Raw genomic sequence first — 10072 nt, forward strand, 5'->3', positions numbered from 1 at the left:
AACAGGAACAGCCAGTAGCTGACCATGTTGAGCCGGGGGAAGGCCACGTCGGGCGAGCCGATCTGCAGCGGCATGATGACGTTGGCGAACCCGGCGAAGAGCGGGGTGGCGAACAGCAGCAGCATGACCGTGCCGTGCATGGTGAACAGCTGGTTGTACTGGAGCTGGTTGACCAGCTGCATGCCGGGCTGGGCCAGCTCGGCGCGGATGACCAGCGCCATGACGCCGGCGAGCGTGAAGAACACGAACGAGGTGATCAGGTAGAGGTAGCCGATCACCTTGTGGTCGGTGGAGGTCAGCCATGACGCGATCACGGCGCCCGTGCGGCGCCGGTGCACCGGGGCCAGCGGGGAGGTCAGCGGCTCCTCTGCGGGCTGTCTGTAGGTGGTCATCACTCGTCTCCACGTGGTCGGTGCCTCACCGGGAACCGCGGGGGACGCCGGCGGCGCGGTCGCACATTGTGACGAACTAATTACCCCACGAGTTCGTGCCGAATCTCACCGGCTCGTCATCGGCGGTGCATCTGCACGGTTTCACCGGCCCGTACCGGTCCCGCCGCCCCGCGCCGGTCCCGGTCCCGCGCCGGTCCCGGTCCCGCGCCGGTCCCGCCGGCCCGGTGCCGGGGCGGTGGCGCGCCCGCGGCCCCCCGGCACGCGGGCGTCCCGGGCATGGGCGGGCGGTCCCGGGGCACATCCTTCGCCGTCGGCGGGACGCCGACGCGGAGCCGACCAGGACGAAGGAGGGGACATGTCGCGACCCGAGGAGGAGGACAGGCCGCTCGCCGACCGCCGAGAGCACCCCGAGGTGCACGGTGAGCCGGACATCGCGGGTGAGGCCGCGCCGTCTCCCACCGACCCGGCCAACCAGCCCGAGGGCGATCCGGACCACCGGGTCTACGGGCAGGACGAGGGCTACGAGAGGCCGACGGAGACGTGAGGACCGGCGCGGGGCGGGGCCCGGCCGCACGGCCGGGCCCCGCCCCGGAGAGGTCCCGCCGGCGGCCGGCTGGTCTCCCGGCGGTGTCCTAGCGGTCGGAGGGCTCCTCCACGTCGTCCGGAGAGTCGGCCCCCGGTGCGTGCGGGTCCACCCACGCGCCGCCCTCGGGGTCCAGCTCCGGCTGGGCGTCCGGTGACTGGGCCAGCGGACTCTGCAGGTCCCGGCCGCCGCCGGCCGGGTTCTGCGGGCCGGCGTCCGGGCGCCGACGGTCATCCGAATCGGACATTCTCGGGTCCGGCATGGCTCTCCCCCACACGCGTCGGGTACGGCCGGGCACGCCCGGCCGCCTGTGTTCTCCCATGTCAGGTCATCAGGGCCGGGCATACCCGCAAGGGGAGGGCGCCATGCGCCGGGCCGGAGGGGGCGGGACCGCCCGGGACGCCGCCCGTCGCGCGGCGGCGGCGGGTCACGGGGCCCGGACGAAGTCGCGGACCAGCTTCACGAACTCGTCGGGCCGCTCGAAGAAGGCGACGTGACCGGCGTCGATCTCCGCGTAGGCGCTGCCCGGTATCGCCGCGTGCAGCTCGCGGCTGCAGGTCACCGGCACGGTGGCGTCCTGCGCGCAGCCGACGACCAGCGTCCGCGCCCGCACGAGCGGCAGCAGCGGGCCGATGTCCACCCGCGCGTCGAGGTCGACGTGGCGCAGGGTCCCGGGTGTGGGCGGGACGTTGGACACCAGGTCCTCGACGCCCTGCCGGCCGACCGCGTTGAGGAAGCCCCGGCTGAAACCGGTCATCGTCAGCAGCCGGCCGAACGCGCCGGCGTCCAGGTCCCCCAACCGCCGCAGCAGGGCGAACAGGTTGCGCATGTACTCGTCGGCGTCCGTCCGGATCCATCCGGCGACCATGATCAGCCGCCGCACCAGCTCGGGGCGGGAGGCCGCGACCGCGGCGGCCACCGGCGCGCCCAGGGAGAAGCCGAGGACGTCGGCCGGACCGGCCGCGGCGTCCTCGACGACGGCGGCGACCTGCCGGGCCAGGCCCTCGACCGTGAGGGGTCCTCCGCCGTCGGCGGTGCGGTCGGTGCCGGACAGGTCGAGGGCGATCACGGTGTGCCGGTCGGCGAACCGGGGCGCGAGCCGCCCCCAGGTCAGCTCGGCGCCCGCGGAGCCGGTGCCGTGCACCAGGACGAGGGCCGGGCCGGTGCCGGTGCGGGTGTAGTGGACCAGGGCGTCGCCGACGGTGACGGTGGGCATGGCGGTCTTCTCCTTCGTCTCGGGCGCGGGGTGCGCGCCGGCACGGGGAACGATGCCGCCCCGGCGCGGCGGCGGGGAGGGCAGCGCTCTGCCGGGGATCGGCGGTCCCTGGCTGGGAGCCGGGGAGTCCGGGAGGATTGCCGCATGCCCATGGACCGCCGTGAACTCGCCGACTTCCTGCGCCGCTCCCGCGAGCGGCTGCGCCCGGCCGAGGTGGGGCTCGCCGAAGGGGCCAGGCGCCGCACGCCGGGACTGCGGCGCGAGGAGGTGGCCCGGCTCGCCGAGATGTCGGCCGACTACTACACCCGCCTGGAGCAGCGCCGCAGCCCGCAGCCGTCGGAGCAGATGCTCGCCGCGCTCGCCCGCGCGCTGCGGCTGGACTCCGACGAGCGTGACCACCTGTATCTGCTGGCGGGCCACCGCCCGCCGGCCGGCCGCCGGGCGGGTGAGCACGTACGGCCCGGCCTGCTCCGCCTGCTCGACCGGCTCACCGACACGCCGGCGCAGGTGATCGGCGACCTGGGGGACGTGCTCGCCCGGAACGCGATGGCCGAGGCCCTGCTCGGCGGGGTGTGCGCGGTCTCCGAGCACGGCCGCAACCTGGTCTGGCGCTGGTTCACCGATCCCGCGGCGCGTGCGGCCCACCCCGCCGAGGAGCAGGAGTGGCGCGGCCGGGCGCACGTCGCCGACCTGCGGGCGGCCGTGGCCCGCCGGCCGGGGGACCCGGTCGCGGCCCGCCTGGTCCGGCGGCTCTGCGAGGCCAGCGACGAGTTCCGCGCGCTGTGGGAGCGGCACGAGGTCGGCGTGCGCCGGTCCAGCAGGATGCGGCTCCTGCACCCGCTGGTCGGCCCGGTCGAGCTGGACTGCGAGGTGCTGCTCGCCCCGGAGGAGGACCAGCGCCTGGTCGTCTTCACGCCCCGGCCGGGGACCGGCAGCGCGGAGCGCCTGGAACTGCTGCGGGTCGTCGGAGGCGACCGGTTCGCGCCCGTGAGCGGATGACCTCGCCGGGGGCGGCCCCGCCCCCGGCCGCGGGACGGGAGTGCGGGTCCGGGCCGCACCGGTCTCAGGCGACCGGGTCCCGCCGTCCGGGTCCTTCCTGGAGGCGCCGCCGTACGGGGGCGTAGTGGGCCTCGACGGCCCGGGTGAACGCCGCGACGTCGCGCGCAGCGGCCGCCGTGACGATCGCGTGGTGCGCCTCGACGGTCTCCCGGACCGACTCGGGGGACGCGTCGAGCGCGCGCGCGACGATGGCGTGCACATCCCAGAAGGCGGCGGTCAGCTGGGTGATCAGCTCGTTGCCCAGCGGCTCCATGAGCAGCAGGTGGAACTCGCGGTCCGGCTCGATGAAGGGCTCTCCGCGCGCCGCCCGCTCGGCCATCTGGTCGGCGAGGTCGAGCAGCTCGCGGCGGAGGGGCTCGTCGAAGGCGGCGACGATCCGGCCGGCCAGGCCCTGCTCGATGGTCTGGCGGACCTCGACCTGGTCGCCCGGTTCGCCCGCGACCTGCCGGTCCCGGTGATCGCCGAGGGGCGGATCCACACCCCCGGCCAGGCCGCCGAGGCCCTCCGGCGGGGGCGCACGCGGTCGTCGTGGGCACCGCCATCACCCGCCCGACCAGCATCACCCGGTGGTTCGCCGGGGCGGCCGCCGAGGCGGCCGGGGGCGAGGGCTGGTCATGACCCGGTGACGGCGGGTTCAATGGTCCGGCCGACGCCCCGGGGAGAGCCATGATCGACGCGCACCACCACGTCTGGGACCTGTCCGTGCGGGACCAGGAGTGGATCACCGGCCCGGACCTGGCCCCGCTGCGCAGGGACTTCGGGATCGAGGACCTCCCGGCCGGAGCGAACGGCGTCACGGCCACCGTGCTGGTGCAGACGGTCACCGCCCGGGAGGAGACCCCCGAGCTCCTGGCCCTGGCCCGCGGGCACGACCTGATCGCCGCGGTGGTCGGCTGGACCGACCTGACCGCGCCCTCGGTCGCCGACGACCTCGCCGCGCTGCGCGCCCTGCCCGGCGGGGACCTGCTGCGGGGCGTCCGCCACCAGGTGCAGGGCGAGGCGGACCCGCGCTGGCTCTGCCGCGCCGACGTGCGCGCCGGGCTGCGGGCCGCCGGGGAGCAGGGCCTCGTCTACGAGCTGCTCACCCTTCCCCACCAGCTGCCCGCGGCGATCGAGACCGCCGCCGCGCTGCCGGGCGTGTCCTTCGTGCTGGACCACTGCTCCAAGCCGCCGGTCGCCTCGGGGGAGCTGGAGCCCTGGGCCGGGCTGGTCCGCGGGCTGGCCGCCCTGCCCAACGTCACGTGCAAGCTCTCCGGCCTGGTCACCGAGGCGGGCCGGGACACCTGGACGGTCGAGGACCTGCGCCCCTACGCCGAGGTGGTCCTGGAGGCGTTCGGCCCGGACCGGGTCATGTTCGGTTCCGACTGGCCCGTCTGCCTGCTCGCCGCGCCGTACGAGCGGGTGGTCGAGGCGGCCCGGGCCCTGGTCGCCGGGCTTTCGGCGGCCGAGCGGGCGGAGGTGTTCGGCGGCGTCGCGGCCCGGGTCTACGGCCTCGGCTGACTCCGCGGGCCCGGTCCGGGACCGGTCCCTGACCGGTTCCGCGGTCTCGGCGACCCCGCGGGCCGGGTGGTCCCGGCCGGTCCGGTCCGTTCTCCGGGCCGGGTGGTCCCGTCCGCCCTGAGGGCCGGGGCGGCGCGCCTCAGGAGGGGAGCGCGGGCGTCTCCTCGGCCAGCACGGCGGCCGGGATCAACGCGATCGCGCTGATCCCCCCGTAGGGGGAGTGGCGCAGGGTGACCTGCACCCCGTGCCGGGAGGCGAGCATGGCGACCACGAACAGGCCGAGCCGGTCGCTGTCGGCCAGGTCGAACTCGGGCCGGTCGGCCAGGCGCCGGTTGAGCTCGGCCAGCTCGGCGTCCGGGACGCCCAGGCCGCGGTCCTCCACCTCGACCGCCAGCCCGGCCGCGGTCGGTTCGGCCCGCACGATCACCCGGGTCTGCGGCGGGGAGAACACCGTCGCGTTCTCCACCAGCTCGGCGATCAGGTGGATGAGGTCGGCCACGGCGGAGCCGACCAGCGAGACCTGCGGGGCGGGCAGCACCCGGACCCGGGCGTAGTCCTCGACCTCCGCCACGGCCGCGCGCAGCACGTCCACCACCGGGACCGGCCTGCGCCAGCCCCGGCCGGGCGCCGCGCCGGACAGGATGATCAGGTTCTCCGCGTGGCGGCGCATCCTGGTGGTCAGGTGGTCCAGGCGGTAGAGGTCGGCCAGCGTCTCCGGCTGGTCCTCCTTGCGCTGCATCGCCTCCAGCTGGGTGAGCTGGCGGTGGAGCAGCGACTGGTTGCGCCGGGCGAGGCTGACGAAGACCTGGCTGACGCCCTTGCGGAGCCGCGCCTGGTCCGCGGCCGCCTCGTAGGCGGTGTGCCGGACCGTGTCCAGCGCCTGCCCGATGTCGCGGATCTCGGGCGTTCCCTCCACCGGGGGCAGCGGCTCCTCCGGCGCGTCCTGGCCCCGCCGGAGCCGCTCCACCAGCTGCGGGAGCCGTACCTCCGCCAGCTGGATGGCCATGTCCCGCAGCCCGCTCAGCTCGGCGGCGAGCCGCTTGGAGAAGCGGAGGGCGAGCACCACCGACAGGACGAGCATCACCAGACCGAGGCCGCCGGCGACCGCGATCTGGACCAGGATGCCGACGGCGGCGGGGGTGACCCGTGCCACCAGCAGTTCGACCACCTGGACCTGGCCGCGCTCCACCTCGACCCAGACCTGCTCCACCGGCGACAGGTCGACCGGCAGCATGCGGGAGGCCAGCACCTCCTCCTCCAGCTTGAGGAAGTCCGCGTAGCCAGGGGATCCGCCGAGCCTCTCGTACGGCGCGCGCAGCTCGGCGTCGAGCTTGGCCAGGGCCTGCCGGTACGCCAGGCGGCGGGTGGCGACCATCTCGGCGAGCGCGGCGTGCTCGCCCTCGCTCAGCGTCCCGCCGGCGCCGACGGCCGACAGCAGCGCCCGCTCCCGGGAGAGGATCTCCTTCACCTCGCCGAGCGCGGTGACCGAGCGGGCCTGCTGGTAGATCGAGCTCTCCGGGACGAGGATCATCTGGTCGTACATCCGGAACATCGAATCGATGATCCGGTCGTACGACCTGATCACCCGGACGGTGTCCGCGTCACGGGAGTCGACCAGGGCGCGGGTTGCCGGCAGCTGCTCCAGCTCGGCGAAGAGCGAGGTGAGCCGGATCTGCATCTCCTCGCTGATGGTCCCCCTGACGTCCTCGGAGCGGGCGAGCCTGCGGAAGGAGGCCAGGGCCTGGTCGGACTCCAGCCGCTGCCGGACGACGGTGTCCTGGTCGGACCTGCCGTTCAGGTAGCGCGCCGAGTGCAGCCGCTCGTTCTGCAGCTCGATGACCGCCGCTTCCGAGGGGGTGGCCACCCCCTCGACGAGGGTGTTGATCTCCAGCAGCCGCATCCCGTCCCCGGCGGTCAGGCTCGCGGCGAAGCCCCAGAGCAGGACCAGGGAGACGATCGGTACCAGCAGGAGGGCGGTGATCCTGAAGCGGATCGGCCGGCCGGGATTGTCCATACGTCGCCTCGGGGGGAAATTTCATGATGAAATGCGCGATCAGAGATCGTGCTGAGGCTACACCCCCCGCGGCCGGTCGGTCAGATCCACCTGCGCTCTTCATCGGAGGCTTCCCGTGCGGCTACCGCGCACCCCGTCCGGCTGGACCATCGCCGTCTTCGGCCTGCTGGCCTTCCTGCTCGGCGTCCTGGGGCTCGTCTCGCCCGGCACGCTGCTGGGGATGCTCGGCTTCGAGGTGATCGAGAACCGCGCGCCGGGCGACTACACCCTCGTCTACATGGCCGCCTCCTCCATGGCGGCGGTGAACATGGGCGTCTACTACATGCTCGCCGCGGCCGTGGACTTCCGGCCGTTCTTCCTCTGGACGGTCCCGTTCCGCCTGGTCACCTTCACCGTCTTCACCACGCTGGTGGTCACCGGCGCGGCGCCCGCGAAGTTCTTCGGCGTGGGCCTGTGGGAGGGCGTCGGCGCGCTGATCACCGGGGCGGCGCTGTGGTGGGAGCGGAACCGGGTCCCGGCCGGGCGGGCCGCCTGAAGAAGGCCGCGATCTCCCGCGGGTCCACCGGGCCGGCGAGCAGGGCGAGCATCTCGTCCCCGCGCGCCGGGTCCACCTTGAAGGGATGGCCGAACACGCGCGGGCCGGTGCCGTCGGGCAGCAGCCGGGTCAGCATCAGGTCGCCGGGCAGGGCCTGCCCGGGCAGCAACTCGTCGGCCAGCGTCACCTCCCCGCCGCCGTCCTCGCCGGTGCCGCCGGCGTCGCGCAGGGTGATCTCCTGGCCGCGGACGCCGAGCACCTCCCAGAGCCGGAGCGGGGCCCGGCGCCACGACTCCAGCAGCGCGACCTCGTCCCCGCGCAGCCAGACGCCCCGCGCGTCCAGGAACTCGCCGACCACGTCGTGCTCGAACAGCGCCAGGTCGGCCAGGGCGTGCTCGGCCACCCGCACGCTCCGGGCCACCAGGTCCTCGACCAGGTGCCGGCGGGCCGGCCGGTAGAGGTAGGCGGTCAGTCGCCGGAACAGGTGCGCGGCCCGCTCCGGCAGCTCCAGCCCCGGGTCGGTACGGCAGGCGGCGTACTCCTCGGCGTCCCGCCGGGCCGGTTCGAGATCCGGGTCGAGGGAGAGCGCCTCGGCGACGAGCCCCGAGGCCTCGAACGAGCGGCCCTCGCCCTCGGCGGACCGGGCGGCCAGCAGCAGGGCGGGCCCGGTCCGGGGCAGGGCCGCCACGAGGCCGGGCGGGAGCGGCTCCCGCTCCACCTCGTCGGCGATCCGGGCCAGGACCTCCGCCGACCGCGACATGGAGTCGATCACCTCGGACAGGTCCGCGCCCTCGCTCAGGGATGGGAAGTCGCTCATCCCTCCATCATCCCTCCGCCCGGGGCCCGCCCGGTCCGGCCCCGGCGGTCGCGCCGTACGGTCCGCCCGCGCCGGGCCCGACACGCGGCGGCCCGGCCGGTTCCGTCCCGGGCCCGGACACGCGGCGGCGCCGCCGTCCCGGCACGGGGGACGGCGGCGCCGTTCTTCGGGGGGTGCCGCGCGGGGCGCGGGGCGGGCGGCCGCGGACGGTTACGGCGTGGTCAGGCCGACGGTGAAGGCCCCGGTGCCGCTGTAGGCGTGGACCCGGACCCGGTAGGTGCCCGAGGTGCCGTTGTAGGTGAAGGACTCGTCGGGGCCGGAGCTGGTCCCGCTGGCCACGTTCACCCAGGACGAGCCGCTCTGCTTCTGCAGGTAGAGGTCGAAGTCGACGCCGCTCGGGCCGTCCAGGCAGAGCCGGTAGGTGCCGGAGCCGCCGGTGAAGGCGCTGCTGTAGAGGTTCTGGCCGGAGGCGGTGGCGCTGCCGCTGAGGGTCTGCGTGTAGCCGGTGCAGCCGGTGGGCGGCGGGTTCCCGCCCCCGTCGCCGGTGGCCAGGGTCAGGCCGTAGGCCGACAGGATCTCGTTGACCGGCTGGTGGTAGGTCGTGCCGCCGATGCTGCAGTTGCCGGAGCCGCCGGAGGTGACGCCCTGGGCCTGGTCGCCGGAGATGTAGGAGCCGCCGGAGTCGCCGGGCTCGGCGCAGACGGTGGTGCGGGTCACGCCGGTGATGGTGCCCTCGGGGTAGGTGACGCTGGTGTTGTGCTGGCTGATGGTGCCGCAGTGGTAGCCGGTGGTGGAGCCGGCGCGGCAGATGGAGGAGCCGACGGCCCGCTGCGTGGAGCCGCGGACCGGCAGGATGCCGGAGTTGTAGGCGTTGACGACACCGGTCGGGGTCCAGTTGGAGTTGACCTCGACCCAGGCGTAGTCGTTGCCGGGGAAGGAGGAGCCGCGGAAGGTGCCCTGGGCGACCCGGTTGTGGCCCTGGGTGGCGGTGCCGACGTCGCCGCAGTGGCCGGCGGTGACGAAGCCGCCCTGGCTGCCGGCCTTGGTCACCGAGAAGCCGACCGAGCAGCGGCCGCCCATGTAGTAGGCGTCACCGCCGCGCACGTCGTAGAACGGCTTCGGCTCCTCGGCGGTCCGCTCCACCTGGACCAGGGAGGCGTCGGCGCCGCTGGCCGCCACGAAGGCCTCCGCCTCGGCGGTGTCGCGGGCCAGCACGACGACGCGGTTGCCCTGGAGGTCGACGTACCAGGAGGCGATCGACTTGGGGGAGCCCTCGGCCTTGGCGTCGAGGGCCCCCTTGGCCGCGTCGAGGGCGGCCAGCGAGTGCCGGACGAGCTTGGCCTGCGCACCGGTCTTGAGGATGTCGGCGACCTTCGCGGAGTCGTTGGTCGCCACGACGAGCTCTGCGGTGGGGCCGGTCACCCAGGCGCCGGCGAACTTCTCGCCGAGCCGGTCGGCGAGCACCGGCTCGACCTTGGACGCGGCGGCCTCGTTGACCAGCCGGGCCGCGGCCTGCTCGGAGCTGATGCCGAGGTCGCGCACCATGGCGTCGACCAGGCCGGGGGCGGGGGCGGGGCCCTTGGCGGCCATCGCCTTGGCCTCCGTGTACAGGGCGGTGGTCGTGTCACCGGGTCCGGCCTTGCCCGGGGCGAAGGAGCCGTCCGGTCCGGCCTGGGCGGTGGCGGGGGTGGCCACCAGCGCGAGGGCGAGTGCGAAACCCGCCGTCACGGCACTTCTGCGGAGCATGTGATCTCTCCTCATGTTCGGGGGGTGCGCCGTCAACGTAACGGCGCTCGCACGAGGAGCGGATCTACCAGTTCACCCCTATCTCCGCGTTATGGGCCTGTCAGCGTTATGGGCCTGTCCGCGGCGCGGGCCGGTCCGCGGGTCACGGGCCTGTCCGCGGCGCGGGCCGGGCGGCCGCCGGGCCCGCCCCGGGGGGGAGGGGCGGCGGGC

General features: G+C 75.0%; 11 protein-coding genes. 4 read left to right on the plus strand and 7 right to left on the minus strand.

The window, feature by feature from the left end; translation table 11 throughout:
* A partial coding sequence (locus tag ABD823_RS33485; protein WP_344866805.1) for a cbb3-type cytochrome c oxidase subunit I occupies positions 1 to 392 on the minus strand: 392 nt, incomplete at its 3' end.
* A 355-nt stretch (positions 393 to 747) separates the two neighbouring features.
* Here ABD823_RS33485 and ABD823_RS33490 point away from each other — a divergent pair.
* Positions 748 to 936 (plus strand): hypothetical protein, encoded by a 189-nt coding sequence (locus ABD823_RS33490; RefSeq protein ID WP_344866807.1) that lies wholly within the window; start codon positions 748 to 750, stop codon positions 934 to 936.
* An 88-nt stretch (positions 937 to 1024) separates the two neighbouring features.
* On the opposite strand, the gene ABD823_RS33495 is transcribed toward ABD823_RS33490, so the two are convergent.
* Both ABD823_RS33495 and ABD823_RS33500 read right to left on the minus strand, forming a co-directional pair.
* Entirely contained in the window at positions 1025 to 1222 is a 198-nt protein-coding gene (locus ABD823_RS33495) for a hypothetical protein (RefSeq protein WP_344866809.1), read from the minus strand.
* Between the two features lie 180 nt (positions 1223 to 1402).
* Positions 1403 to 2191 carry an alpha/beta fold hydrolase gene (locus tag ABD823_RS33500; RefSeq protein WP_344866811.1) on the minus strand — a complete coding sequence of 263 codons (789 nt, stop codon included), beginning with the start codon at positions 2189 to 2191 and terminating at the stop codon, positions 1403 to 1405.
* A gap of 144 nt (positions 2192 to 2335) precedes the next feature.
* Here ABD823_RS33500 and ABD823_RS33505 point away from each other — a divergent pair, with 144 nt between their 5' ends.
* On the plus strand, positions 2336 to 3190 hold the full coding sequence (locus tag ABD823_RS33505) for a helix-turn-helix transcriptional regulator (protein ID WP_344866813.1): 855 nt from the start codon (positions 2336 to 2338) through the stop codon (positions 3188 to 3190).
* A 64-nt stretch (positions 3191 to 3254) separates the two neighbouring features.
* On the opposite strand, the gene ABD823_RS33510 is transcribed toward ABD823_RS33505, so the two are convergent.
* Complete coding sequence (locus ABD823_RS33510) at positions 3255 to 3728, minus strand: FadR/GntR family transcriptional regulator (RefSeq protein ID WP_344866815.1); 474 nt, start codon at positions 3726 to 3728, stop codon at positions 3255 to 3257.
* 188 nt (positions 3729 to 3916) lie between these two features.
* Here ABD823_RS33510 and ABD823_RS33515 point away from each other — a divergent pair, with 188 nt between their 5' ends.
* Positions 3917 to 4750: an amidohydrolase family protein gene (locus tag ABD823_RS33515; RefSeq protein ID WP_344866817.1), complete on the plus strand. Its 834-nt coding sequence runs from the start codon at positions 3917 to 3919 to the stop codon at positions 4748 to 4750.
* Positions 4751 to 4889: 139 nt separating this feature from the next.
* Here the strand turns inward: ABD823_RS33515 and ABD823_RS33520 are convergent, their stop codons facing one another.
* Positions 4890 to 6764: a sensor histidine kinase gene (locus ABD823_RS33520; protein ID WP_344866819.1), complete on the minus strand. Its 1875-nt coding sequence runs from the start codon at positions 6762 to 6764 to the stop codon at positions 4890 to 4892.
* A 115-nt stretch (positions 6765 to 6879) separates the two neighbouring features.
* Here ABD823_RS33520 and ABD823_RS33525 point away from each other — a divergent pair, with 115 nt between their 5' ends.
* Positions 6880 to 7299, plus strand: a complete 420-nt coding sequence (locus ABD823_RS33525; protein ID WP_344866821.1) for a hypothetical protein — start codon at positions 6880 to 6882, stop codon at positions 7297 to 7299.
* Here ABD823_RS33525 and ABD823_RS33530 read toward each other — a convergent pair.
* The gene (locus ABD823_RS33530; RefSeq protein ID WP_344866823.1) at positions 7241 to 8116 is read right to left on the minus strand and encodes a hypothetical protein; all 876 of its coding nucleotides are present in this window, start codon (positions 8114 to 8116) and stop codon (positions 7241 to 7243) included. The two genes, ABD823_RS33525 and ABD823_RS33530, sit on opposite strands and share 59 nt — an antisense overlap.
* Positions 8117 to 8326: 210 nt before the next feature.
* Complete coding sequence (locus ABD823_RS33535) at positions 8327 to 9862, minus strand: S1 family peptidase (RefSeq protein ID WP_344866825.1); 1536 nt, start codon at positions 9860 to 9862, stop codon at positions 8327 to 8329.
* Positions 9863 to 10072 lie beyond the last annotated feature (210 nt).

Source organism: Planomonospora alba, from assembly GCF_039534085.1.
GTDB lineage: Bacteria > Actinomycetota > Actinomycetes > Streptosporangiales > Streptosporangiaceae > Planomonospora_B > Planomonospora_B alba.

What these genes read in the sequence shown, in the direction of transcription:
- ABD823_RS33490 (WP_344866807.1), top strand. Translation starts at nt 748, where the DNA reads ATGTCGCGACCCGAGGAGGAGGACAGGCCGCTCGCCGACCGCCGAGAG.
- ABD823_RS33495 (WP_344866809.1), bottom strand. Translation starts at nt 1,222, where the DNA reads ATGTCCGATTCGGATGACCGTCGGCGCCCGGACGCCGGCCCGCAGAAC.
- ABD823_RS33500 (WP_344866811.1), bottom strand. Translation starts at nt 2,191, where the DNA reads ATGCCCACCGTCACCGTCGGCGACGCCCTGGTCCACTACACCCGCACC.
- ABD823_RS33505 (WP_344866813.1), top strand. Translation starts at nt 2,336, where the DNA reads ATGCCCATGGACCGCCGTGAACTCGCCGACTTCCTGCGCCGCTCCCGC.
- ABD823_RS33515 (WP_344866817.1), top strand. Translation starts at nt 3,917, where the DNA reads ATGATCGACGCGCACCACCACGTCTGGGACCTGTCCGTGCGGGACCAG.
- ABD823_RS33520 (WP_344866819.1), bottom strand. Translation starts at nt 6,764, where the DNA reads ATGGACAATCCCGGCCGGCCGATCCGCTTCAGGATCACCGCCCTCCTG.
- ABD823_RS33530 (WP_344866823.1), bottom strand. Translation starts at nt 8,116, where the DNA reads ATGAGCGACTTCCCATCCCTGAGCGAGGGCGCGGACCTGTCCGAGGTG.
- ABD823_RS33535 (WP_344866825.1), bottom strand. Translation starts at nt 9,862, where the DNA reads ATGCTCCGCAGAAGTGCCGTGACGGCGGGTTTCGCACTCGCCCTCGCG.